Annotated in this window: 24 protein-coding genes and 1 pseudogene; 19 read left to right on the top strand and 6 right to left on the bottom strand. The window is 63.5% G+C overall.

Annotation, left to right across the window (positions count from 1 at the left end; translation table 11 throughout):
• The first annotated feature begins 22 nt into the window (after nt 1–22).
• Both ADT71_RS15075 and ADT71_RS15080 read left to right on the top strand, forming a co-directional pair.
• Nucleotides 23–880 (top strand): SDR family NAD(P)-dependent oxidoreductase, encoded by an 858-nt coding sequence (locus ADT71_RS15075; protein ID WP_054438062.1) that lies wholly within the window; start codon nt 23–25, stop codon nt 878–880.
• 481 nt (nt 881–1,361) lie between these two features.
• Entirely contained in the window at nt 1,362–2,297 is a 936-nt protein-coding gene (locus ADT71_RS15080) for an alpha/beta hydrolase fold domain-containing protein (RefSeq protein ID WP_231635904.1), read from the top strand.
• A 22-nt stretch (nt 2,298–2,319) separates the two neighbouring features.
• On the opposite strand, the gene ADT71_RS15085 is transcribed toward ADT71_RS15080, so the two are convergent.
• The 5 genes from ADT71_RS15085 to ADT71_RS33735 form a co-directional block, all read right to left on the bottom strand.
• Nucleotides 2,320–3,231, bottom strand: a complete 912-nt coding sequence (locus ADT71_RS15085; protein WP_054438068.1) for an SDR family NAD(P)-dependent oxidoreductase — start codon at nt 3,229–3,231, stop codon at nt 2,320–2,322.
• 107 nt (nt 3,232–3,338) lie between these two features.
• On the bottom strand, nt 3,339–4,340 hold the full coding sequence (locus ADT71_RS15090) for an NAD(P)-dependent alcohol dehydrogenase (RefSeq protein ID WP_054438070.1): 1,002 nt from the start codon (nt 4,338–4,340) through the stop codon (nt 3,339–3,341).
• 411 nt (nt 4,341–4,751) lie between these two features.
• Nucleotides 4,752–6,473, bottom strand: a complete 1,722-nt coding sequence (locus ADT71_RS15095; protein ID WP_054438071.1) for a class I adenylate-forming enzyme family protein — start codon at nt 6,471–6,473, stop codon at nt 4,752–4,754.
• Between the two features lie 10 nt (nt 6,474–6,483).
• On the bottom strand, nt 6,484–7,392 hold the full coding sequence (locus ADT71_RS15100) for an acyl dehydratase (protein WP_231635905.1): 909 nt from the start codon (nt 7,390–7,392) through the stop codon (nt 6,484–6,486).
• Entirely contained in the window at nt 7,389–7,670 is a 282-nt protein-coding gene (locus ADT71_RS33735) for a MaoC family dehydratase N-terminal domain-containing protein (protein WP_231635906.1), read from the bottom strand. The genes ADT71_RS15100 and ADT71_RS33735 overlap by 4 nt, the downstream gene beginning before the upstream one ends.
• 209 nt (nt 7,671–7,879) lie before the next feature.
• Here ADT71_RS33735 and ADT71_RS15105 point away from each other — a divergent pair, with 209 nt between their 5' ends.
• The 7 genes from ADT71_RS15105 to ADT71_RS15135 all read left to right on the top strand — a co-directional run bounded on the left by ADT71_RS15105 (nt 7,880) and on the right by ADT71_RS15135 (nt 14,641).
• Nucleotides 7,880–8,263: a VOC family protein gene (locus ADT71_RS15105; RefSeq protein ID WP_165913315.1), complete on the top strand. Its 384-nt coding sequence runs from the start codon at nt 7,880–7,882 to the stop codon at nt 8,261–8,263.
• Between the two features lie 213 nt (nt 8,264–8,476).
• A complete protein-coding gene (locus ADT71_RS15110; RefSeq protein ID WP_054438075.1) occupies nt 8,477–10,960 on the top strand; it encodes a response regulator in 2,484 nt (827 codons plus the stop codon).
• On the top strand, nt 10,957–11,475 hold the full coding sequence (locus ADT71_RS15115) for a response regulator (protein ID WP_054438076.1): 519 nt from the start codon (nt 10,957–10,959) through the stop codon (nt 11,473–11,475). The genes ADT71_RS15110 and ADT71_RS15115 overlap by 4 nt, the downstream gene beginning before the upstream one ends.
• Nucleotides 11,472–12,392 carry a protein-glutamate O-methyltransferase CheR gene (locus tag ADT71_RS15120; RefSeq protein WP_082370367.1) on the top strand — a complete coding sequence of 307 codons (921 nt, stop codon included), beginning with the start codon at nt 11,472–11,474 and terminating at the stop codon, nt 12,390–12,392. The genes ADT71_RS15115 and ADT71_RS15120 overlap by 4 nt, the downstream gene beginning before the upstream one ends.
• Entirely contained in the window at nt 12,385–12,978 is a 594-nt protein-coding gene (locus ADT71_RS15125) for a chemotaxis protein CheB (protein WP_054438078.1), read from the top strand. Before ADT71_RS15120 ends, ADT71_RS15125 begins: the two co-directional genes overlap by 8 nt.
• 30 nt (nt 12,979–13,008) lie before the next feature.
• On the top strand, nt 13,009–14,184 hold the full coding sequence (locus ADT71_RS15130; RefSeq protein WP_082370368.1) for an ATP-binding protein: 1,176 nt from the start codon (nt 13,009–13,011) through the stop codon (nt 14,182–14,184).
• Nucleotides 14,171–14,641, top strand: coding sequence for a response regulator (locus ADT71_RS15135; RefSeq protein WP_054438080.1), 471 nt, complete (start codon nt 14,171–14,173; stop codon nt 14,639–14,641). The genes ADT71_RS15130 and ADT71_RS15135 overlap by 14 nt, the downstream gene beginning before the upstream one ends.
• Here ADT71_RS15135 and ADT71_RS15140 read toward each other — a convergent pair.
• Nucleotides 14,592–15,743, bottom strand: a complete 1,152-nt coding sequence (locus ADT71_RS15140; RefSeq protein ID WP_054438082.1) for a Gfo/Idh/MocA family protein — start codon at nt 15,741–15,743, stop codon at nt 14,592–14,594. The two genes, ADT71_RS15135 and ADT71_RS15140, sit on opposite strands and share 50 nt — an antisense overlap.
• Before the next feature lie 108 nt (nt 15,744–15,851).
• Here ADT71_RS15140 and ADT71_RS15145 point away from each other — a divergent pair, with 108 nt between their 5' ends.
• The 10 genes and pseudogenes from ADT71_RS15145 (at nt 15,852) to ADT71_RS15190 (ending at nt 25,108) form a co-directional block, all read left to right on the top strand.
• Nucleotides 15,852–16,220: a cytochrome c family protein gene (locus ADT71_RS15145; protein ID WP_369818268.1), complete on the top strand. Its 369-nt coding sequence runs from the start codon at nt 15,852–15,854 to the stop codon at nt 16,218–16,220.
• A 32-nt stretch (nt 16,221–16,252) separates the two neighbouring features.
• Nucleotides 16,253–17,293: a sugar phosphate isomerase/epimerase gene (locus tag ADT71_RS15150; protein ID WP_165913314.1), complete on the top strand. Its 1,041-nt coding sequence runs from the start codon at nt 16,253–16,255 to the stop codon at nt 17,291–17,293.
• Nucleotides 17,294–17,354: 61 nt separating this feature from the next.
• Nucleotides 17,355–18,659 (top strand): sugar MFS transporter, encoded by a 1,305-nt coding sequence (locus ADT71_RS15155; protein WP_054438086.1) that lies wholly within the window; start codon nt 17,355–17,357, stop codon nt 18,657–18,659.
• Nucleotides 18,656–19,570, top strand: coding sequence for a hydroxypyruvate isomerase family protein (locus ADT71_RS15160; protein WP_054438088.1), 915 nt, complete (start codon nt 18,656–18,658; stop codon nt 19,568–19,570). The genes ADT71_RS15155 and ADT71_RS15160 overlap by 4 nt, the downstream gene beginning before the upstream one ends.
• A 15-nt stretch (nt 19,571–19,585) precedes the next feature.
• Entirely contained in the window at nt 19,586–20,413 is an 828-nt protein-coding gene (locus tag ADT71_RS15165; protein WP_054438090.1) for a DUF1080 domain-containing protein, read from the top strand.
• Nucleotides 20,410–20,979, top strand: coding sequence for a gluconate 2-dehydrogenase subunit 3 family protein (locus tag ADT71_RS15170; protein ID WP_054438093.1), 570 nt, complete (start codon nt 20,410–20,412; stop codon nt 20,977–20,979). Before ADT71_RS15165 ends, ADT71_RS15170 begins: the two co-directional genes overlap by 4 nt.
• A 2-nt stretch (nt 20,980–20,981) precedes the next feature.
• A complete protein-coding gene (locus ADT71_RS15175) occupies nt 20,982–21,821 on the top strand; it encodes a sugar phosphate isomerase/epimerase (protein WP_231635907.1) in 840 nt (279 codons plus the stop codon).
• 24 nt (nt 21,822–21,845) lie between these two features.
• Nucleotides 21,846–23,527, top strand: a pseudogene (locus tag ADT71_RS15180) (GMC family oxidoreductase).
• Between the two features lie 80 nt (nt 23,528–23,607).
• Nucleotides 23,608–24,645 carry a LacI family DNA-binding transcriptional regulator gene (locus tag ADT71_RS15185; protein WP_054438097.1) on the top strand — a complete coding sequence of 346 codons (1,038 nt, stop codon included), beginning with the start codon at nt 23,608–23,610 and terminating at the stop codon, nt 24,643–24,645.
• 52 nt (nt 24,646–24,697) lie between these two features.
• Nucleotides 24,698–25,108 carry a Dabb family protein gene (locus ADT71_RS15190; protein ID WP_231635910.1) on the top strand — a complete coding sequence of 137 codons (411 nt, stop codon included), beginning with the start codon at nt 24,698–24,700 and terminating at the stop codon, nt 25,106–25,108.
• Nucleotides 25,109–25,158: the final 50 nt, after the last annotated feature.

Below are 25,158 nucleotides of genomic sequence, written 5' to 3' on the forward strand. Positions count from 1 at the left end.
AAGCGGGCAGGGAGAGGTTGGAATGTCCGAGACTTTCGCAGGCAAGGCCGCGCTCATCATCGGTGCAGGCCAGAACATCGGTCGCCGCATCGCGCAGGAATGGGCGGCGCGCGGGGCCCGTGTCGCCGTGGCCGACATCAGCCGAGAGGGCGCGGAAGAAACCGCCGAGATCCTCCGGCGGGCAGGCGGCGAGGCGATCGGGCTGCATTGCAACGTGCTGGACGATGCCTCGGTAGAGGCGACCATCGACGCCGCCGAACAGGCGCTCGGGCCGCTCGACATTCACATGAACAATGCCGGCATCCTTTCAGGCGGTAACCCGCAGGACATTCCGATGGCGGAATGGCAGCGGATGTTCGACGTGAACCTCTTCGGCATGGTGCGAGCCAACAATGTGATCGTCCCGCGCATGATCGCGCGCGGGTCCGGCCATATCGTCAACACCGGCAGCTTCGCAGGGCTCTATCCCTTCGCGGCGAGCCGTGTCCATTATGCCGCTTCCAAGGCGGCGGTCGTGTCGATGTCGCAGAATCTCGCGCTCTACCTCAAGCAGTACGGCATCCGGGTAAGCTGCCTCTGTCCAGGCCCGGTCATGACGACTTCTCCCGATGCCATGAAGCACTTCAGCGAGAATTACGTGATGCGCGCGCCGGGCAGCCATCTTTCGGTCAAGACCCAGCAGGAAACCGCAACGGTCCTATCCGATGCGATGGAAGCCGGCTGCATTCTCATACCTACCCACGAAGAGGCATGGGAAATGCTGGTGGAGGTTGCCGCCGATCCGGATGCCTTCGTCGAAAAGAAACACCGCGAATTCCTCGCAGGCGATCCGGGCCGCCCCGGCATCACGCAGGACGTGATCGATTCGATCAAGGTCTGAACAGGGAAACCGCGAGGAATTCGATGGAATTGCTGGTTCCCCACGCGCGAACCGAGCGTGGAAAGGCCATTGGCCGGGCAGTGACCGCGCGTGAGATTTGCCAGCCGGCAAGTCCGGTCGAAGCGAGTTTACGGGACTTCATCTTTGCGGAAATCTGGAACCGACCTGGCCTTGACCGGCGTACGCGCTATCTCATCGCGGTAGCCAACGCGGCGTGCAGCAACGGCCCCAAGGCAGCACATGCCGGCAGCCCGATATCCGCTCACGGTAGGGGCAAGGTGCCGCGTTTGCCGCCTCGGGTGCTTCCGCAAACCCTTGCGGGAGCACCCGGCCAATTCTTGAGGATGCTATCCCGCGCCGGGCAGAGATGAGCCGCCAGCCATAGAAAATGCCTATGCCGTTCCAAGGTCTGCGTATTTGACCACCGCCCTGCGCACATGTCATTCCCGTGCCAAAGCATGATGAACGGGGAGGTTGGAACATGACGGGCAGGACAGGATATCTCACACTGGCCATGGCGTGCATCCTGGCATCGGCAGCCGCGAATGCGCAGCCTTCCGATTACCCTGCACCATCGCCGGCCAGCGCCCCGCAGGAAGCCGGTGCCATCCCGCTCTACGGCGCCCGCACGCCGGGCTCCGCGGATAGCGAGGTGTGGGCGAAGTACTTCGGCAAGGACTACGCCGTCCGCAACGTCACCCGGCCGACCTTGACCCCGGTTCTACCCGATCCGGCCAAGGCCACCGGCGCGGCCGTGATCGTGGCGCCCGGCGGCGCGTTCATGGCGCTGTCGATGTCGCACGAGGGCTGGGATGTCGCCCAGGCCCTTGCCGATCGCGGCATCGCCGCCTTCGTCCTCAAGTATCGGTTGCTGCCCACTCCGAAGGACGAAAAGGAAGCCGGAAAATACGTCTGGGCCAAGATGATGGAGGGCATGCCCGATCCAAGCCGGCCGCCGGTGCTGGGCAACCCGCAGGCGACCGAGGATGGTCTGGCCGCGCTTGCCATGGTGCGGGAAAATGCCGCGAAGTGGGGCATCGATCGCGCGCGGGTGGGCATGATCGGGTTTTCGGCCGGAGCGATGACTTCGCTCCAGACGGTACTCGCCGCAAAACCCGGAGAGCGTCCCGCATTCTTCGGCTACATCTATGGCCCGCAGGCCAAGATCGACGTTCCGGCCGATGCCTCCCCGATGTTCGATGCCATCGCGCTAGACGATCCCCTGTTCCCCTCGATGGGCTTCCCCATCGCGCAGGCCTGGCAAGCCGCGAAGCGCCCGGTCGAAATCCACGGCTACCAGCAGGGCAGCCATGGTTTCGGCCTCGGCAAGCCGAACACGACGACCACGCTCCTCATCGACGAGTTCACCGCGTGGCTCGCGATGCAGGGCTTCCTGACGCGAAAGTCAGCCCCTTAGGCGCGGAGATCACCGCATCCCGTCACCCGCCCCGCACGAGCTGGAAACTGCGCGCGATGTGCTCGGAAAAGCCGTTTTCTGCGGGATGGAACGTCCACAGACGGTTCGTGTCGCGGATTTCGCCGATGCTTTCGGCCACGGTGTCGATCGTCCAGTCGGGCCGGTAAAGGCCCTCGGTCTCGGTGATGAAGGCACGGGCCACCCGCCCCCCCATCGAGACGTACATTTCACCCGTGACCGAGCAGCTCTCGTGCGCGAGCCAGCCGACCACGGGCGCGACGAGGTCCGGTCCCATGGGCGGATATTGCGAAATGTCGAGCCCCTCTGCCATGCGCGTCACGGCTCCGGGAAGGATGATGTTCGATTTCACCCCGCGCGCCGCGCCCTCGATGGCGACGATGTTGTTGAGACCGATCATGCCCGACTTCGAAACCGCGTAATTCACCACGCTGGGCATCGAATAGAGGCCGCCGATCGAGCCCGTCAGCACGATGCGCCCATAGCCGTCCCCGACCATGCGTTCGAACGCCGGGCGCACGACGTGGAAGGCTCCGAGCAGGTGGACATCCACCACCGCGCGGAAATCCTCGTAGCTGATCTCCTCCAGCATCGCGAACCGGTTGTTCCCGGCGTTGTGGATCAGAACGTCGATCCGGCCGAAGGCATCCAGCGCCGCCTCGACGATCGCCTTTCCGCCTTCCGGTGTCGCAACGCTGTCGGAGCAGGCAACCGCTTCATATCCGGCATCGCGCAAAGCGCGGGCGGCCTCTTCGGCAGGCCCGGCGTCCGAACCGCTGCCCGACAAGGCGCTGCCGTTGTCGTTGATGACGACTCTCGCACCCAGCGAGCCGAGCAGCTCGGCATAAGCCCGGCCGAGGCCCCGCGCCCCGCCGGTGATGACGACGACCCGTCCATCGAAGCGGCGATCAGTCATGTGTTTCTCCAGGTTGTTTCACCCGCTGGCCATGGCGTGTGCATGCTGCGTGGGGTGGGGGGATATGCGGATGGGGGCGCGCTCCCGGCGCTTCATGGTCCTGCGCTTCATATCTCCAGGCTGACCTTGCCGACCTGACAGCCCGACCGCATGTGCGCCATTGCCTCGGCAAATTCCGCAAGCGGGAAGACACGGTCCACCACCGGATGGAGGTCATGCGCCTCGATGCAGCGAACCATGTCGATCTGGTCGCGGCGACTGCCGACGGTCACGGCTTGCAGGCACAGGCGCTTGGCCTGCACGGCCGCGAAGGGCATCGAGTCCGTCTCGAAACCGGCCGTCGCCCCGATGATGGCGATGTGGGCGCCCGTCCTTGCTGCGCGCACGCTTTGCGGCAACGTGTTCGGACCGCCTACTTCGATGACATGTTCCACGCCGAGCCCTCCCGTCAGTTCGAGCACGGCCTCGGCCCATTGCGGCGTTTCATTGCGGTCGATCACATGATCCGCGCCAAGACGGCGCAGATGCGCCAGTTTAGCAGGCGACGAACTGACGGCGATGACGGTGGCGCCCGCCGCCTTGGCGAACTGGAGCGCGAACAGGGAAACCCCGCCGGTTCCCAGAACGAGCACGCGGGCGCCGGGCTTCACGGCGCCGTCGGCCACCACCGCGCGCCAGGCCGTCACCCCCGCGCAGGGCAGGCAAGCCGCCTCCACGAACGAGAGGTTCCGCGGTGCCGGCGTGAAATGCGAGGCAGGCCGCACGACCTCCCCGCAAGCGAAACCGTCGGCCGGGCCTCCCGGCGAATTGTCCAGGTCGGCGCGGTCGATATGGCCATCGCCCCAATTGGGGTGGAACAGGCTGATGACCCTGTCGCCAACCGCATACCGGGTGACGCCTTCTCCCACTTCCACCACTTCACCCGCGCCATCGGAGAGGGGGATCAGGCCGGGCGGCGAGGGAAACAGGCCCGAGAACACCAGCCCGTCACGAAAGTTGAGCGATACGGCACGGATACGAACGCGGATTTCGCCCGGCCCTGCCGAAAGGGATGGCAAATCAAGAAGAGAGAAACTGTCCTGGCCTGCCTGTAGACGCAGCGCTTTCATCGATAATCCGCCCCTTGCGCGTTCGATGCAACGCCGCGTTCGGTCATTCCGGCCGGGCCGAATTCGCCATGGTCGGTTGCGGGCAAAGGCACAGATTGCGGACCGAACCGACCAGTCATTTCCAAGCTCTCCCGGCTGCGGTGCAGGGCACTGCTCGCAGTCGTTCCCTGTGCCGGGCAGCACGCCCGCAAACTTGACCGATCGCGACAATCGCCTGTTTCCCGCAAGTATTTCGCCCCCGCGATTGTCCGCACCGAAGCTGTCCAGTTCATGCTCCAGGTGTCGCCGGTCTGGAGAAAATGGGGCGGCCGGTCAGTTCCAGAGCCCATCACGCCTTCACCCAGCTTGATGCGCGCCAGCCCTCTTTCCCCGTGGCTCGCAGGCGCGGGCGACGGCCCCGGCCGAACAGCCTCAGCCAGGTTCGTTCGCCAGCCAGTTTGCCGCAAGCGCGCGCAGTTCGGAGGTCTTGATCTTTGCCGATCCGGTCAAGCCCATCTGCGCTTCGTCGAGGCCGATAATCCGGCGCGGCACCTTGTAGCTTGCCAGCACGGTGCGCAGTTTTTCGCGCAGCACATCCTCGCCTGCTTCGGCGCCGGCATGGAAAACCACGCAGGCGACCACGATCTCGCCCAGCGTCTCATGCGGCACCCCGACCGTCTGGCTCATCTTGATGCCCGGAAGCGCGCGGATCGCCTCGTCGATCTCCAGCGGAGAGACGTTCGCGCCGCCGGTCTTGATGATGTCGTTGAGCCTGCCCTGCCAGTGCAGCCTGCCCTCTTCGTCGAGCCTGCCGCCGTCCCCCGTGCGGAAATAGCCTTCCTCGTCCAGTGTCTCGAACAGCGGCGTGCCGAGATAGCCGAGCATCAGCGTCGGTCCCTTCACCGCGATCTCCCCGTTCTGCCCCAGCGCAACTGCATGGCCCATCAGCGGATCGACGATCTTGATGAGGTTCCCCGGCAGCGGAATTCCGTGGCTTTCGCCTGCGGTATCGGCCGTCGTCATGGCCTTGAACGCCGCGCTCAGCGTGAACGTCTCGGTATTGCCGTAGCAGTGCCGCGGTTCGATCCAGCTGGTGGTGACAGTCGGATGAGAGGCGAGCGGGCATGCCATGTCCACGAAGGTCGCGGAAGACAGGTCCACCGATTGCCAGTTCGGAGCAGCGGTAAGCTGTTCCCACTGATGCGGCCAGGCGAAGGGAAACGTCACCCGCTCCGACTGGAAGAGGTCAAGCGCCTCCACCGGATGGAACGTGCGCTGAAGGATCAGCGAGCCGCCCATCGACAGGGTTCCGCCGATGATCATCGAGAAGTTGCCGGACCAGAAGAACCCGTTGGCAGTCCAGCTGCGCACCCCGTCACCAAGGCCTTGCTGGCGGCCCATCCGCCACATCTGCAACGATACGCCCTGATGAGCGGAAAGAATGCCCTTCGGCCGCGCGGTAGAACCGGACGAGAAGAACAGCGCCCCCGGATCGGCCGGGACCACGCTTCGCGAACGGGCCTCCAGCCTGTCCTCGCCGATCGCCTGCCCCAGTTGGAGGAACTCGCGCCAGGAACGAACGGCACCGCGCCTTTCCCCGCCCAGCACAACCAGTTCCCTGAGGAACGGAAACCGGCTGGAACCATAGCCTCCCGGAACGCCCGTCCCGATCTGCGGGTCGAGATCGCCAAGGATTTCGAGGAAATCCTTCTTCAGCACGCCCCGTTCGAACAGCAGGCACGACACCGCCGAATGCGCGATCAGGTATTCGAGTTCGGCGGGGGTGGAGAATGTGCTGAGCGGCGTGGCGACGCCGCCCGCCAGTGCAGTACCGAACACCGCCGAGAGGAACTCCGCCCGATTGGTCATGAGGACGCCGACACGCTCCCCCTTGCCCAGCCCCGACGCAATGAGCGATCGGGCCACCTCGCAGGAACGATCCCACAAGTCGCAATAGCTCCACCGCTCCCGCGAACCGTCGTCCAGCCGGTGGACCAGCGCTTCGCGGCCTCCATGGCGAGACGTCACGTCCCGAAGGAAGCCGCCAAGCGTCAGGGGGCCAATGCCCGTCTCCTCGCTCAGCGGAATCCCGCGCGCAATGGAAACGGAGCGATCGGCGACAAAGCGGTGCGAAGACGCATCGTGTACAGGCAATGTCCGTCCCTCAGTACGGAAGCTGGACTTCGTTGACCGCGGTGACCACGATCTTGCCGTCCTGGTTGGTCATGCGCACCTCGATGCGAACCACCGGGAAGCCCCATTCCGAGTTCTCGATCTTCTCGATCACCTCGCCCTCGATGTACGTGACATCGCCCTCGAAGGCAGGACCGCGAAACTCGGTCTTGGCGTGGCGCACCATGCCGTCATGCCCCGCCCAGAAGGCCAGATAATCGGTGTTCCAGGCGGCCATCGTCGCGCCGTAGCCATAAGCGCGGTGCATGCCGATCTCGCTGGCGCGGCCATCGTCGATATGTCCGCGCGATGGGCCGAGGTAGAGCCCGTCGCGCAGGCGCGGATCGGTCATTGCGCCTTCCTCGTCGAAGGAAAAGCCGTCTATCCAGCCCATGTCCTGATTGACCCAGCAATCGGGAACACCCTCCACACCCTGCCAGTAGAAACTGCCCCAGATGTTGAAGATGAAGGCGCGATACTCGGTGGTGAAGCTGGCGATGGAGTGCGGACCGATCACGCGGCGGGGCAACTTGTCTCCCACCGACACTTCCTCGAAATGCGGCGACTTGCCTTCGCGGTTCGAGAGGAACCAGTCGCGGCGGATCTTGTCGATCTCGTCCAGTTCGGCTGCCGTCCACTTGTGCGGGGTACCGGCGGTGGAAGCATACATGCCGCGCTTTTCGGCTTCCTTCGCCAGATAGCGGATCACCGTGGGGCAGGATTTCGCAATCAGATCGCCGCGCTGGTTGCGGTGAATCGTATCGCCGCGCTGGAACAGGGTGGGCCCGGCAAACTTGGTATCCGTCAGCTTGTAGCCGGTGAAGATGCGCTCATGGCTCAGATGGTCTCCGGGGCGGACATGGGTGCCGTACCACCACCATTCCTCACCGCCGAAGATCATGTGCTGGCCGTCGATCCGGCGACGCAGGCCTGGTTGTTGCCGTGCCCATAGTCGAGCGCGACGCAGATCGATTGCGGCGCGATGATATCGCCGAACTTCGTCTGCGCGGCGAACCGCTGGTCCCAGTGCAGCGGATTCACATAGTCCATCGCCATGACCCAGCGGCGAATGTCGGTCTTGTTGCACGGCTCCCACAGTTCGCCGCCGCCAACCTTGTGCCCAAGGCGCCACTCTACGTCGCTGATGTCCATCCGGACCGGGGTTTCGCTTGCGCTCACGCCATATCTCCCAATTGCCGGCTATATCTGCTTGCCGGCGAATGCCGTCCAACGGCAGGCTTCGGGATGACAATTGCCGCGATTTCCCATCGCGACTTGACCGATCACGACAATCCATACCGCGCACGCCCCGAGGTCTGGCGCTCCCGCCTCGCGGTAATCTTGCCGCCAAAGCGCATCAGGGAATGATGCGCGGGAAGGAGTTGGGGATGGGGATCGCGGGAATCGACCATGTTAACATCAGGACCATGGATCCTGAGAGTTCGGCTCAATTCTACGAACGTGCGCTTGGCCTGGTCTACAGGCCCGGGCCGGCCGTCATGGGAAACCGGTCCCACTGGCTCTACGATGACGAAGGCAATGCGGTGATCCACTTCCGGGAGAAAGCCGCAGACACCGCAAGCACCGGCGCGATCGATCACGTTGCCCTTCGTTGCAGCAACCGGCCGGCGATGAAGGCCCGGCTTGATGGTGCCGGCATCAAGTATGCGGAAGCCGATCACATCACGCCCGGCCTTGCCCAGATCTTTCTCATGGACCCGCATGGCGTTGCACTGGAACTGAACTTCGCCGAGCCCCGACACCCGGACTGAGGCGCATGTTCAGGCGACTGCGTACCAAAACCTAAGGCGTCGTTAGACAATAAAGTGTGTTTTCGGGCCATCATCGGAAGCTCGTTACCGGAGCGCGGGCGCCCCGGGGAGGAGCCGGACGCCGCACGAATGCAGGCTGTGATTTTTTCCGTTCCATATGAGCCGGCCGCAACGGTTCCCGATAACGCGGCCCGCAGCATCCGGGAGCCCTGAATGACGCCTGCGCCGCCAAGGGAAAACCTGTTAGCCCGCCATGCCACGGCCATTGCGATCGGCGTGATCACCGCCGCCTTCCTGTTCGCGGCACTGATGTTCGTAAGCCAGGACGCGACCCTCAGTCGCGCGCGAAACTGGGTGGACCATACTTATACGGTTCGCCGCCATATCTCACTCTTGCGGGATCTTTACGAAAACGCCGAGACCGGGCAGCCCGGCTATCTCCTGACCGGCAATCCCGACTTTCTCCAGACCTACCACGATGCCCTGCGAGACGCCAGGAACGCACCGCTCGATGACGCCCGCACGCCGATACGCCGCTCCATCCGGCAGGAACTCGCCCTGCTGCGCCACCTGACGGCCGACAATCCCTCCCAACAGGCCAATCTCGACGAGCTGGACCTGCGAAGCCAGGCCCTGCTCGACTATCTGGCCTCGACCATAAGGGCGCGCACCCTCCGGAACGGCCAGCAGGCCGGCGCTGCGGAAGTGGCCGAAGCCACGCTGGCGCACGGCAAGTACCTGATGGAGCGGGTACGCGAACAGCTCAGCATCATGACCACCGAGGAAGAGCACCTGCTGAGGCAGCGGCAGGAGGTCGATGCCACCAGCCTTGGTCACAACAAATGGCTGATGGGCATCATCACGCTGATTTCCTACGTCGCCATTGTCCTGGCGGTATGGCTCTATCAGCGCAGCCGCGCCCGGTCGCTGGCACAGCAGCGGCTTTACACGCGCGAGCTAGAACAGCGCGAGGAAGAGCTCAAGATGCAGCAGGAGGAGCTCAAGGCCTCGAACGAGGAAATTGAAGCGTCCAACGAGGAGCTTGAGGAAAAGACAGGGGCGCTGGAAGAGCAGAACGAGCGTATACGGGCACAGGCGCGCGATCTGGAGGAAGCCAAGCGACTGATCGAGGAAAAGGCGCGCGAGGTCGAACAATCCTCGAAATACAAGTCCGAGTTCCTCGCCAACATGAGCCATGAGCTGCGCACGCCGCTCAATTCCCTGCTGATCCTCTCACGCGGGCTCGCCGCCAACGAAACCGGCAACCTGACCTCCGAACAGGTTGAAGAGGCGCGGGTCATCCACAATGGCGGCCTGGAACTGCTCAACCTCATCAACGATATCCTCGATTTGTCCAAGGTCGAGGCAGGCAAGATCCATATCATTGCCGAAGACACGCCCATCGATGCCATCGTCAGCCATCTGAGCCAGAGCTTCGAGCCTGTCGCGCGGGACAAGGGCGTGGCCTTCCACATCGCGTGCGACCCCGCCCTGCCCGCGCGCCTCCATACCGATGCCCAGCGCGTCGAACAGATCATGAAGAACCTGCTGTCCAACGCGTTCAAGTTCACGCAGCAAGGCTCGGTCACACTGGCCCTGGAACGTGCCGCCGAAGGCGTGACACTGCAACGGGCCGATCTCGATCCGGCCCGGACCATCGAGCTTTCGGTGACGGATACCGGAATCGGCATTGGCGAGAGCAAGCTCAAGGATATCTTCGAGGCCTTCCAGCAGGAAGATGGCTCCACCGATCGCCACTATGGCGGCACGGGGCTGGGCCTGACCATCGCCCGCAAATTCGCACAGGTGCTGGGCGGGGAGATCCACGTGCGGAGCATCAAGGGGCAGGGATCGACCTTCACCCTGTTCCTTCCGCTCGGCGAGGCAGGCACATCCATGGCCACGGCTGACCGGCATTCGAAACCCGCACAACCCGAGACCGTCCTGCCCGCAGGCACGGAACGCGGCCCCGCGACACGGTTTCTCGACGACGACCGCCAGTCGCTGAAACCGGGAGATCGGGTCCTTCTCATCATCGAGGACGATCCCGAATTCGCCATGACCCTGATGAAGACGGCGCGCAAACGGGGTTACAAGGTGCTTGCCGCCGGAGACGGCAAGAGCGGGCTCATCCTGGCCGCCGACTATCCCGTCAGAGCCATCCTGCTCGACCTGCGGCTGCCCGATATCGATGGCCTGAACGTCCTCGACCAGTTGAAGCACGCGCTGAACACTCGCCATATCCCGGTGCACATCATTTCCGGCGCAGACGACGCCGAGCCGTTCACGCCCATGCGCAAGGGGGCGGTGGGTTTCCTTGCCAAGCCTGTGGCCGAGGAAGAGATCGACACCGCCTTCACCCGGATCGAGGCCATGCTGCGCGCCGAGATCAAGCATGTCCTGCTGATCGAGGACGACCGCGTGACGCAAACAGCCATCCGCCGTCTGCTGGGCCAGAAGAATATCGAGATCACCGTAGCGGAAACCGGTTCCAGCGCGTTCGAACAGATGAAGCTGCAAGCGTTCGACTGCGTGATCCTCGACCTCAGCCTGCCGGACATGACCGGGTTCGAATGGCTGAAACTCGCGGAAGGCGTGATTGGCGAAGATGGCGGCCGCCCGTTATCGTCCACACCGCGCGCGACCTTACCGAAGAGGAAAACCGCAATCTCGCCCGATATACCGGGAGCATCGTGATAAAGGGCGCCTCTTCATCGGAACGCCTGCTGGATGAGGTCACGCTGTTCCTGCACAGCATCGAGGCAAGCCTCTCGCGCGACCAGCAGGCCCTGATCCGCATGCACCACGATCCCGACCAGTCACTCAAGAACCGCACCGTGCTGCTTGTCGATGACGACATGCGCAACACTTTCGCGCTGTCGAGAGCGCTGAAGAAGCACAGCCTCAACCTGGTCATTGCCGACAATGGGCAAATGGCGCTGGAGAAGCTGAAGGAAAACGATCAGATCGAACTCGTCATCATGGACATCATGATGCCCGTGATGGACGGCTATCAGACCATGCGGGAAATTCGCGGCAATCGCGAGTGGGCGCAATTGCCGATCATCGCGTTGACCGCGCGCGCCATGCCCGAAGAAGTCGATCGCTGCATGGAAGCCGGCGCCAACGACTACATGATGAAGCCCGTGGACATTGACCGGCTCCTGACGCTCTTGCGGGTCTGGCTGTTTCGTCAGGAAAAGGCGGCATGACGCTGGCCGCCGCCCCCTTTGGATCACCCGCAGACGCCGCGCCGGAACCCGGTAGCGCGGCAAACGCATCCGCGCCCGTCCCGCGCGAGGATATCGAATCCATCGAGATTTCCCTGCTGCTCGAAGCCATCCGCCGCCGCTGGAGCTATGACTTCACGCATTATTCCCACGCCTCGCTTCGCCGCCGGCTCGATCAGGCGCGGCGTTCCGCCGGGCTTGCGAACTTCAGCGAGCTTCTCGCCCGCGTCCTGCATGACGATGGCTTCTTCGACCGGTTGCTGCGCTACATGTCCGTCACGGTCACGGAGATGTTTCGGGATCCGCCATGCTACCGGGCCATGCGCGAGCGTCTGATCCCGGTGTTCAAGACCTTTCCCTTCATCAAGATCTGGTGCGCGGGCTGCGCCACCGGCGAGGAGGTCTACTCGCTCGCCATCTTGCTGCACGAGGAAGGCTATCTCGAACGCACCCGCCTTTACGCCACGGACTTCAACAAGAACTCCCTCGATATCGCGGAAAAGGGTATCTACCCAGAACGGGTCATGGCCGGCTATGCCGCCAATTACCAACAATCGGGCGGACGCGCCGATTTCTCGGACTACTACAGTTCGAGCTACGATTTTGTGCGAATGAAGGGCTTCCTCCGCGACCGGATCACCTTCTCATACCATAACCTGGTGACTGACGGCATCTTCGGCGAGATGAACCTGATCACCTGCCGCAACGTACTGATATATTTCGACAAGACGCTTCAGGAACAGGTTCTGCGGCTGTTTACGGAATCGCTGCGCCACGGCGCCTACTTGTGCCTCGGCTCCAAGGAGAGCCTCAACTTCTCGGAGGTCAAACCTCTCTATGAGGCCCTGGACGGGCGCCAGAAGATCTACAAGAAACGCGGGCTGGTCACGCATGGCTGAGCCACGTTACGAAGCCGTGGTCATGGGCGCGTCCGCCGGGGGGCTTCAGGCGCTGAAACTGCTGCTGTCGGCGCTGCCGGAGCAGTTCGACCTGCGCATCGCGGTGGTCCAGCATATCGACGCCAGTTCGAGAGGTTATCTCGCCGATATCCTGGCAAGGGACTGCAGGCTTGCCATTATCGAGGCGGAAGACAAATCGGATTTCCGGCGCGGCACCGTGCATCTGGCTCCCGCCGGCTATCATTTGCTGATCGAATCCGATCGCAGCCTGAGCCTCTCCGTCGACGAGAAGGTCAATTACTGCCGTCCGGCGATCGATCCCCTTTTCGAAACGGCGGCCGATGCCTTCGGAGCGGGCCTGATCGGCGTATTGCTCACGGGCGCCAACAAGGACGGCGCGCGCGGCTTGCAATATATCCGCTCCAAGGGCGGGCACACCATCGTTCAGGACCCGGCGACAGCCGCCTCCCCCTTCATGCCGCGCGCCGCGCTGGATGCGGGGCCTGTGGACGACATTACCCCTTTGTCCGACATCGCCGCGCTGCTCGGCAGGCTTGTCGGCCAGCGGACGAACAGCCCCTCATAACAATAAAGACCAAGACGACGGGAGCCCGACATGACAACCGCGATCCTCAAGAGCGCACCGCAGCAGACCGGGCCGGTTGCCATTGCGGAGGCCCGCCCGAAGATCCTGCTGGTTGACGACCGCTGGGAGAACCTACTGGCCACAGAGAAGGTGCTGAAACCCCTTCAAGCGGAAATCTTCAAGGCGACATCGGGCAACGAGGCGCTTTCGCTGGTTCTGCGGCATGATTTTGCGATTGTCCTGCTCGACGTGCAGATGCCCGAGATGGACGGGTTCGAAACCGCCATGCTGATGCAGGAGCACGAAAGCATGGCGGGTGTGCCGATCATTTTCGTGACGGCGATCTCCAAGGAGGACAAGTACGCCTCGAAAGCCGCCGAGATCGGCGCGGTCGATTATATTTTCAAGCCGATCAATCCCGATATCCTGAAAAGCAAGGTCAAGGTCTACCTCGACCTTTATGTGCAACGCGAACAGATCATGCATCTGAACGCGGTCCTGTCCCAGTCTAACGAGGAACTGGAACGCTTCGCCTATATCTGCTCGCACGACATGCAGGAACCGGTGCGCATGATGAACGCCTTTGCCGGGTTGCTGGCCGACAGTTCGGAACATACCCTTGATGAAGGCGGCAAGCGGTATCTGAACTTCATTCTCGACAATGCGCGCCGTATGCAGAAGATGATAAGCGATATCCTGACGTTTTCACGCGTCGGCCGCGAGGACATTCTTCTGGAGACCGTGGATTTCGAAGCGATCGTGGATGAAATCCTGTCAGAGTTCGAAGACACCATCCAGCAAAGCGGCGCCAGCGTAACATATGGATCCCTGCCGAGAGTGGAAACCAGTTCCACGCTCGCCCGGGTTCTGCTCCAGAACCTTATCGGCAATGCCCTCAAGTTCCAGAATGGAAGCCACCCGCCGGAAATCGCCATCGCCGCCGCCAGACAGGGCAATCTCTGGCGTTTCTCGGTCAGGGACAATGGCATCGGCATCGATGAGAACTTCCGCACGCGCATCTTCACCATCTTCCAGCGCCTGCACCGCAAGGAGGATTATCCCGGCACCGGCATCGGGCTGTCCACGTGCCGCAAGTTCATCCAGCTTTGCGGCGGCGATATCGATTTCAGCTCGGTGCCGGGCCGGGGCAGTACCTTTTACTTCACGCTCCCATGCAAGGAGGTCCGCAATCATGAAGCCGTTTAAGATCCTGATCGTGGAAGACAATGAGGGTGACGTGGAAATGACGCAGCGCGCACTGTCGACCGCGCAGCCCCCCTGCTCGCTCACCATCGCCCATGATGGCCTGCAAGCGCTCGACCTGCTTCGTCACGAGCCGGGCACGCCGGCCCCGCCAATCCCCCAGTTGATCCTGCTGGATATCAACATGCCCCGGATGGACGGCAAGGAACTGCTCGCCGCGGTCAAGGCGGACGATCGGCTGCGCCATATTCCCGTGGTGATGTTCACTTCTTCGGAATCCCCCACAGACATCCGCGAATGCTATGAACGCCACGCGAGCTGTTACGTGGTCAAGCCCTTCAACGGCCGCAAATATGCCGAGGCCCTGCACGACGTGGTGACGTTCTGGAGCACGACCAGCCGACTGCGAACTAGGTCGCAAGTTTCGTCCATTTCGTATCGGATGCGTCGTTCGAGATGACGGTCTCTACGAAGGCCATTGTCCGCAAGCCGGCCTCGATCGAAGGGAACGCGTCTGGCCCGTACGGCTCGTCGGCCCCGTCCGAAATCCGGTTGGCGAAGGCGCGATAGAGGTTGGCGAAGGCTTCGATATAGCCTTCCGGATGTCCTGCGGGGGTGCGCAGCCGGTGCAGGGTTGAAGCCGCCAGTCCCGGACCGGCGGCGCGGACGGTTTCGGCCGGGCGATCCAGCCAGCGCAAGGTCAGTGTATTGGGTTCCATCTGGTTCCATTCCAGACCGCCGAGTTCCCCGTGGATGCGCAGGCTCAGTCCGTTCTCGTCGCCGGCGGCGACCTGGGTCGCCCTGAGTATGCCGCGCGCGCCGCCATCCAGCCGCAACAGCACGCTGACATCGTCGTCCAGCCGCCTTCCGGGAACGTGCGTGGCAAGATCGGCGCAGAGTTCCTGCACCCGCAGCCCCGAAACATGTTCAGCCAGATGGAATGCGTGCGTGCCGATATCGCCGAGGCACCCGCCAAGCCCGGCCCGTGCGGGATCGGTCCGCCATTCCGCCTGCTTGTTGCCCTCCCGGTCGACCGGACGGCTGAGCCAGCCTTGCGAATATTCGACCTGCACCAGCCGGATCTTGCCGAAATCGCCGCGCGCCACGCGGGCACGCGCCTCTTCGACCAGGGGATAGCCGCTGTACGTGAAGGCGAGGCCAAACTGGCGACCCGATCGCGCCGCCGCCTGCGCGATCAGGCGCGCCTCGTCCAGATCGAGCGCCATCGGCTTTTCACAGAAGACATGGAAGCCCGCATCGAGCGCGGCGATCGCCATGGGGGCGTGCAGATGATTGGGCGTAACGACCGCCACCGCATCCACGCGCACGCCGACAGGCAGCGCCGCTTCCGCCAGAAGCATTGCTTCGAGCGAGGCATATGTACGGTCCGGCGCGATCGCCAGCATTTCGCCGGAGCGGCGGTTACGATCCGCATCGCTGCTGAACGCACCGGCCACAAGCCGCCAGTCTCCGTCGAGTGCGGCGGCGGCCCGGTGGATGGCGCCGATGAAAGCACCTTCGCCGCCTCCGACCATCGCGAGACGCAGGGGTCTTGTCGTCATCTCCTCTCCTCCTTTTCCGTGCTTGTAGCAGGGCCATGATTTCAGGCCTTGATCTGGTATGATTTACCGGTAAACGTATGGCAATAAGAATAAGATGGAGAGTCGAGGATGCGCATGACAGCAAACCTCAGCCTGGCAGCTATCGCCATGGCGGCGGCAATTCCGGCCACGCCGGGCATGGCGCAGTCGGTGCCTGCCGCGTTCAACACATGCCGTGCCTGCCACAGCGTGGACAAAGGCGGCAAGAACGGCGTCGGCCCCAATCTGAACGGCGTTGCGGGCAGACCTGCGGCATCGGTGGCCGGGTTCAACTACTCGCCCGCACTCAAGGGTTCGAAGCTGCGTTGGGACGATCAAAGCCTCGATGCCTTCCTGACAGCACCGACCAAGAAAGTGCCCGGCACGCGCATGCCGATCGCCACTCCCGATCGGGCCAAGCGGGCCGCGATCATCGCTTATCTCAAAACCCTGAAATGATCGGAAAATCTGAAGTGGCAAGGCAAAAGCCCATGCGGGGTCCGGCAGTTTTCCTGGCGCAGTTCATGGGCGATGCCCCTTTCGACACTTTGGACAATGCCGCGCGGTGGATGGCCGAGGCCGGTTACAAGGGCATTCAGGTGCCCAGCAACGATCCCCGCTGCATGGATCTCGCCCTGGCTGCGGAAAGCCAGGATTATTGCGACGAACTGACCGGGCGCTGCCGTGAGGCAGGGGTCGAGATCACGGAGCTGTCCACCCATCTGCAGGGCCAGCTGGTGGCCGTTCACCCCGCTTACGATGCGGCGTTCGACAATTTCGCTCCGGCCGAATTGCGCGGCCGGCCGGCCGAGCGGCAGGCCTGGGCCGTGGATCAACTGAAGCTGGCGGCCAAGGCCAGCCGCCGTCTGGGGCTGACTGCGCATGCGACCTTTTCCGGGGCGCTGGCCTGGCCCTTCGTCTATCCCTGGCCCCAGCGCCCTGCCGGACTGGTGGAGGAAGCCTTCGCGGAACTGGGCCGACGCTGGCGGCCGATCCTGGATGCCTTCGACGCGGAAGGTGTCGATCTCTGCTACGAACTGCATCCCGGCGAAGACCTGCACGACGGCCTGACCTTCGAGCGGTTCCTGGACGCGGTCGGCGATCATCCTCGCGCCAATATTCTCTACGACCCGAGCCATTTCGTGCTTCAGGCGATGGACTACCTCCAGTTCATCGACATCTATCATGACCGCATCAAGATGTTCCATGTGAAGGATGCGGAGTTCAATCCCACCGGACGGGCGGGCGTGTACGGGGGCTATGCCGACTGGGTCGATCGCCCCGGCCGCTTCCGTTCGCTGGGCGACGGCCAGGTCGACTTTACCGGCATTTTTTCACGCCTGACCCAGTATGGATACGAAGGCTGGGCCGTGCTGGAATGGGAATGCTGCCTCAAGCATCCCGAAGACGGCGCGCGCGAAGGCGCGCCTTTCATCGAGGCGCACATGATCCGCAGGCCGGAACGGGCATTCGACGATTTCGCAGGAGGCGGAGACCCCGCCAACAATCGCCGCTGGTTGGGCCTGACCTGACGGAGCGGCAAGCACGAACCCGATAACAGAAATCAGACGGGGACAGGGAAGAGGAGCGGGCATGACGGGCATAAACCGGCAAAGGCTATTCTGGCTGAGCGTTCTGGCGCTCTTCACCGCGTCGATGAGCGCATCCCTGCGCGCCGCGGTGGCGAGCAGCCTGAAAGGGGAGTGGATCGATCCCATCGCGCCGATCGCGGCGGGAGAAATGATCGGTGCGGCACTCGGCTCCGCTTTCCTCGGCTTTTCCATCACCGTGTTCGTCGTCAGCGCCGTGCTGGACAGGGTGGGCATCCGCCGCGTCCTGATCGGCTGCGGGGTGGCCTTCCTGATCGGCACCTCGCTGATCGTAAGCGCGGGCCTGTTCGCCACCGGCATGGCCATCTATCATCTGGTCTGGCTGGGCATGTTGCTGAGCGGCATCGGCTGGGGCTTTGCCGAAGCCTCGATCAATCCGCTGACGGCGCGGCTCTATCCCGAAGACACGACCCATCGCCTGAACGTACTGCACGCGTGGTATCCGGGCGGATTGATCGTCGGCGGACTTGCAGGCGTGTTCCTGGCGCCGCTGATGCCCTGGCAGGCGATCATGGCGCTGGTCTATCTGCCTGCCATCGGCGTGATCCTGATTGGCGCGACGACCCGGTTTCCCGATCCTCCTGCGGCAACCGGCGACCGGGCGATGAAGGACATGATGCTGGAAGTCGTCCGCCGTCCCAGCTTCTTCGTCTGGTTCGGAGCCATGTTCCTCACCGCCTCCTCCGAACTGGCGCCCGGCCAGTGGATCGACGTTGCGCTCAGCAACCGGGTGGGGATGCGGGGCATCCTGCTGCTCGTCTACGTCAGCGCGCTGATGTTCGTGTTCCGCCATTTCGCCGGGCGGATCGCGGGCCGCCTGTCCAATCCCGGCCTGCTCTGGATGTCGAGCCTCCTTGCCGCGATCGGCCTGTTCCTGCTGTCGCAGGCCCAGTCACCGGTTTCCGCGATCATGGCTTCGACGGTCTGGGGCCTGGGCGTTTGCGCCATGTGGCCGACGATGCTGGCGTCCGTCGCCGAACGCTATCCGCGCGGCGACTCCTGGGCGCTGGGTCTGGTCGGATCGGCCGGCGCGCTGGCCAGCTTCTTCGTGCTGCCGCGCCTTGGCGAAATGTTCGATCAGGCGAAAGTCGAGATTGCGGGCGGGCCGGAAGCCTTCACACGGTTGAGCGGCGCCGCGCTGCGCGCCGTGGAAGATGCCGCAGCGTCCCAGTCGTTCGCCCGGCTGACTTTCGTGCCGCTGGCGCTGCTGCTGGTATTCGGCGCCATCTGGCTGGCCGAACGGCGCGCCGGGCGCCGAACGGATCGCATCGCGGAGGGCGTGGCATGACGATGACGAGGCGCACGGCGATCGCCTCCGGACTGGTCGCGGCGGCAGTTCCGGCGATTTCGGCAGCCGCAGGCACAGGCGGATCGAACGCCGCCCATTTCTCGCTCGGCTATGCCCCGCATGAAGGCAGCTTCGCCAGCCGGGGCGGCCTGCTGGAACAGATCGCCTTCGCAGCCGACCAGGGTTTCCGCGCCTGGGAGGACAACGAGGCGCGCAAGCGGCCGGTCGAACAACAGGAAGCCATGGCCCGCGCGCTTTCGCAGCGCGGGATGACCATGGGCGTCTTCGTCGCCAGCATGCCGAAGTGGGCCGATTTCCGGCCGGTACTGGGCAGCAACGACGAAGCCGACCGGGACGCCTTCCTGGCCGATATCCGAACATCCGTAGAGGTCGCGAAGCGGCTGGGTGCCCGGCACATGACGGTCGTTACCGGCTTCATGGACCGCAAGGTGCCGGAAGCCATCCAGACCGGGCGGATCATCGATTGCATGCGCCGCGCCGGAGACATAGTCGCGCCGCACGGGCTGACGCTGGTGATGGAGCCGCTCAATACGCGCACCAACCATCCCGGCGTATTCATGCAGTCCATCGCCCAGGGCTATGCCGTCGCGCGCGGTGCCGACAGTCCGGGCGTCAAGATCCTGGCCGATATCTATCACGAGCAGATCCAGTCCGGGAACCTGATCCCGACGCTGGACGCCTGCTGGGCCGAGATCGGCTATATCCAGTTCGGCGACAATCCCGGCCGCAAGGAACCCGGAACCGGCGAAATCAACTTCGCCAACATCGTGCGCTGGCTGCGCGCCCATAGCTATACCGGCGTGATCGGCATGGAGCATGGCAACTCCGTAGCCGGGCGAGAGGGCGAAGACCGACTGATCGCCGCCTATCGGGCCATCGACAGAACATAAACAGGGAGCGAGAGGATGAAGTACATCCCGATCGGCGTGCTCATGGCGGGAACCATCCTGGCCGGTACGCTCGTTCACGCAGAGGACAAGCCGGGCTTCAGGGACACGCCGATCCTGCCGGGAGGCAACTGGCATGTCCACGATCCCGATCGGCCGGCTCCGCCCGCAGTCGTGCCAGCTGCCGCTTTGGGCGGCGCGCCGTCCGATGCCGTCGTCCTGTTCTCGGGCACTTCGCTCGATGCCTGGCGCGGCGAGCGCGGTCCCTGGACTGTGGAGAAGGGCGTGATGACGGTCCCGCCCCGCGCCCAGAGCGGGGGCGAGAACAATCTCGTCACCCGGCAGGAATTCGGCGACGTGCAATTGCATCTCGAATTCCGCTCCCCCAACCCGCCGCAGAAGAGTTCCCAGAACCGCGGCAACAGCGGAATCTGGTTCATGCAGCGCTACGAGGTCCAGATTCTCGACAGCTTTCAAAACCCGACATACGCCGATGGCGCCGTGGGCGCGGTCTATGCGTGGAAGCCGCCGCTGGTTAACCCGTCCCGCCCGCCGGGAGAATGGCAAAGCTACGACATCGTGTTCGAGCGCCCGCGCTTCGATGCGAACGGCGGCCTGCAGCGCCCGGCCTATGTCACGGTGCTGCTGAACGGCGTTCTGGTGCAGAATCATCAGGCCATGCTGGGCACCACGGCATGGCGCAAGGTCGCGCAGTATGAAGCGCATGGCGACAAGGCCCCGATCCAGTTGCAGGATCACGATTCCCCCGTTTCCTTCCGCAACATCTGGGTACGCCCCCTGCCGGAAGAGGCCATCGCACAGGACCTGAAAGGGGCAGCACGATAATGGATCGCAGAAACGCGCTTGCCGGCATGGTCGCCATGTTCGGAGCCCAGCTGTTCGCCCCGCTCGCCCGCGCGGCAGGAATCGCATCGGCAGCCAGCATTCCGGCGATCGATCAGGGCGCTCCCAGCATCCAGGTCTTCACGCCCGAACAACGTGCGCTGATGACCGCGCTGAGCGAACGGATCATCCCGGCGACCGACACCCCCGGCGCCATCGCCGCAGGCGTTCCCCTTTATATCGAGAAGCTGCTGGCCGACTGGGCCTTCGCCGAAGATCGCGACCCGATCCTTTCCGGCCTGGCGGAAATCGATGCACGCAGCCGGCAGGATTACGGGCTGCCCGCGGTGCAGGCCACGCCGGAGCAACAGGACGCGCTGCTGACGCTGGCCATGAACGACCAGCTTCCCGACGGCGTCCTGTTCTTCAAGCCGTTCCGACAGATGGTGGTCGTAGGCTATTACACCTCTGAAATCGGTATCACGCAGGAGCGCGAGTATCTGCCTGTTCCGGGCGAATACAACGGCGCTTTCCCCTATTCACAGGTCAACAAGGTCTATTCCGCATGATCATGAACCGTCGTTCCGTGATGCTGGGTGCCGGCGGCCTCGCCGCGCTCGCAAGCCAGCCCTTCCTCGCCGGCCTCGCTCGCGCCGCGCAGCTGCGCAGCATCGGGCTGCAACTCTACACCGTGCGCGAACTCTTCGCCGCCGATCCGGTCGCCACGCTCGAAACGGTCGCGAAGATCGGCTATCGCGAAGTCGAATATGGCGGCGGCGGTTACGATACCATGGACCACGCGCTGCTTCGCAGGACCATGGACAGGCTCGGCCTGAAGAGCCCTTCGATCCATGTCGGCTATGACGCGCTGATGGACAATTTCGACGCCAGCCTGACCATGGCCAGAACGCTGGGCGCCGACACGATCGTCTTGCCCTACATGGTCGACAAGCACCGCAACGGCCCCGCCTGGGACGCCGCAACCGCCAATATCAACCGCATCGGCGAAAAACTGAAAGCGGCGGGTCTGGGCTTCGCCTATCACAACCACGACTTCGAATTCACCGTCAAACCGGACGGCATCAGCCTGTTCGACCGGCTGGTAAAGGCCTGCAATCCCGCGCACGTCAAGATCGAGCTCGATCTCTACTGGGCCATCTATGCGGGGCAGGATCCGCAGGCGCTGATCCGCAGCCTTGCCGGACGTGTCTATGCCTATCATGTGAAGGATATGCGCGCGGACCGGAGCATGACATCCGTCGGCGCCGGAACGATCGACTTCGCCAGCATCTTCAAGCTGAACGGGCTTGCCGGAGCACGGCATTTCTATGTCGAGAACGATCAGTCCCCCGCGCCTTACCTGCCCGACATCACCCAGAGCTTCCGAACGCTCAGCGCCCTGCGCTTCTGACCATCGACGGCGGAAAGGATCACCATGGCTTCAACGGACAGCTTCGATGCAATCGTCATCGGCTCGGGCATCAGCGGCGGCTGGGCCGCAAAGGAACTGACCGAAAAGGGACTGCGGGTGCTGATGCTCGATCGCGGCCACATGGTCGAGCACGGCGAAGGCTACGCTTACGACGGCAAGCCTGCCTATGAGGTGCCCGCTCGCAACATCATGCCGGACGGGCTGAGGGAGAGCGATTATTTCATCGCCCAGCATGGCTATGTCGCCCCCAGCAACCAGGCCTTCTACAACAATGACCGGCTGAACCCCTACGATTACGAGGAGGGCAGCAAGTTCTACTGGATTCGTCCGGCGGCAGTCGGCGGCAAGTCGCTGATATGGGGCCGTTGGAGCTTCCGATGGAGCGCAGCCGATTTCGAGGCGAACAAGCGCGACGGCATCGGCGGCGAATGGCCCATCGGCTATGACGATCTCGCGCCCTGGTACACCTATGTCGAAAAGTACATCGGCGTATCGGGATCGCGCGAAAATCTCGACTATCTGCCGGACAGCGAATTCCAGCCGCCGATGCCGATGAACATCGCCGAGAAATGGATGAAACAGCGGCTGGAAACCGCATTCCCCGGCCGCAAGATGATCAACGCCCGCCTGTCCAACATTACCGAGGACAAGCCCGAGCAGAACCGCTCCAAATGCCAGTTGCGCAACCAGTGCAGCAACGGCTGCTCCTTCGGCGCCTATTTCTCGACACAGGCGGTCACCCTGCCTGCCGCACGCGCGACCGGCCGGTTGACGCTGCGCTCGGATGCGGTTGTCACCAACCTGGAATACGATCCGGCCAGCAGGAAAGTCACCGGCGTCCGTTTCGTAGATGCCAAGACCGGGCTGGCGGAAGTGGTGCGCGCCAGGATCGTCTTCCTGAACGCCTCGACGCTCGGTTCGGTGCAGATTCTCATGAATTCGCGTGCCCAGGGCAGCGAACGCAGCCATTTCGACACCAGCGGCACGTTGGGCCGCTATGTGATGGACCATATCTTCCGTGTCGGCGTGAAGGGTGACATTCCCGGCATGGAGGAGTTCATCGAATATGGCCGCCGCCCCGGCGCCATCTATGTCCCGCGCTTTCGCAACAACGGCCGGGACGAAGACCTCGGGTTCCGGCGCGGCTACGGCTATCAGGGCGCGCCTATCGCGAACCGTCCAAGCCGGTCGGCTTCGGCGCGTCGATGAAAGAAGGGATGCGCCGTTACAGCGGGTGGAAGTTCCAGATGGGGGCTTTTGGCGAATGCCTGCCCTACGAGGACAATCGGGTTACCTTGAACCCGAACAAGGTGGACCGCTTCGGCATTCCGCTGATGCAGTTCAACGTGACATTCCGCGACAACGAACTGCGCATGATGGCCGACGCGCGCGAGCAGGGTGAAAAGATGCTGCGGGCCGCCGGACTGAAGAACGTCGAGAGCAAGGTCAAGGAACACGTTCCGGGCGATGCCATTCACGAGATGGGCGGTGCGCGCATGGGCAACGACCCGCGAACCTCGGTGCTCAACAAGTGGAGCCAGGCGCATGACGCCTCGAACCTCTTCGTCACGGACGGTGCGCAGATGGCGTCGATTTCCTGCGTCAACCCATCCCTGACGTTCATGGCCCTGACCGCACGGGCGGTGGATCATGCCGTGAAAGGGCTCAAGGCCGGCACGATCTGACAGGCACGCCCAGTTGCCGTTTTCCGGCGCTATCACGGCGCTCGAAACACGCTATCAGGAGGGATGGGAACGAAGACCTGATGGCAAGACGAAACGAGAATGGTGTAACGATCCGCGCCGTCGCGCAGCGCGCGGGCGTATCCGCGATGACGGTATCCAATGTCCTCAACGGCGCCGGCCGGGCCAGTGCGGCCACCGTGGAGACAGTTCGGGCGGCGATTGCGGAGTTGGGTTATGTCCCCAATCTGGCCGCCCGGCGACTGGCCAAGGCGCGGGCCACCACGGTCGGCCTGCTTTACAGCAACCGGCGCACGCCCTTCCTGGATGCGGTGCTGGTAGGCGCCTTGCGCGCGACCAATGCCCATGGCCTCCAGTTGATCCTGCGCGACGGCGACGGCGTTCGCCGCGACGAGGCCGAACGCCTGGCACAGGATCTCGTCCGCTCCGGCGCCGACGCGCTGTTGCTCATCCCGCCGTTTGCCGAACAATTGAGCGGATCGGAAATCCTCCCGGCTCTGGGCGTCCCCCTCGCCGCCATCGCGACCGGCACCGCGATGCAAGACGTCACCACCGTCAGGATCGACAACCGGGCGGCGATGTTCTCCATCACGCAGCAGGTCATCGCGCATGGCCACCGCCGCATTGCCTATGTCGCCGGTCCCGATCACTACAGCGTGGTGGCGGCCCGCCTCGACGGCTTCCGGGCGGCTCTGCAGCAGGCCGGCCTTCCCGACGAGGCCGACCTGATCGTGCGGCATGGGGAGTTCGACTATGAAGCGGGCAAAGCGGCGGGGCAGAGGCTTCTCTCCGGCAAGGACCGCCCGACCGCGATCATTTGCAGCAGCGACGACCTCGCCGCCGGCGTGATCGCGCAGGCCCATCATCTCGGGCTGCAATTGCCTGCGGATCTGACGGTCACCGGTTTCGACGACACCATTCTGGCATCGCGGATCTGGCCGCCGCTGACGGTCGTGCGCCAGCCGGTCGAGGACATGGCCTTTCGCGCCGCCCAATGCCTGATCGCGGCGCTTGGAAAGGCGGAAACCGGCGTGAGCGACGAGATTTTCGATCACGAGATCATGCAGCGCCAATCCATCGCATGTCCGCCCGCGCAATGATCTCCATCGCACCGCACATTCACAGTTCACCACTTGCAGGGGAAGCTGCACCATGGAAGCAAGCAGACGGGAATTGGCGGCGATGATCGCATTGGGTAGCGCAGGCATTGCCGTTTCGTCGGCAAAAGCGGAAACGCCGTCTGCGAAGCCCGCCCTGGTCCACCACGTGTTCTTCTGGCTGAAACGCCCCGGATCGCAAGCGGACCGCGAACAGCTCATTGCGGGCCTCCGCACCTTGCGGGGCATTCCCGTTATCCGTGGACTGGAAATCGGAATTCCCGCCGAAACGGAAAACCGCGACGTCGTGGACGCCAGCTACGACGTGTCGGAACTGATGTTCTTCGATAGCGTGCAGGATCAGAAGACCTACCAGGATCACCCGATCCACCAGGACTTCGTGAAATCCTGCGAACACCTTTGGGCCAGGGTCGTCGTCTACGATATGGCTATCGTTCCAGGATAGCCATATCGCAGCATGGGTGCGTTCCGCACACCTATCGCCGGAAGCGCTCC

Origin of the sequence: Novosphingobium sp. ST904, assembly GCF_001298105.1 — a bacterium.
Lineage (GTDB): Bacteria > Pseudomonadota > Alphaproteobacteria > Sphingomonadales > Sphingomonadaceae > Novosphingobium.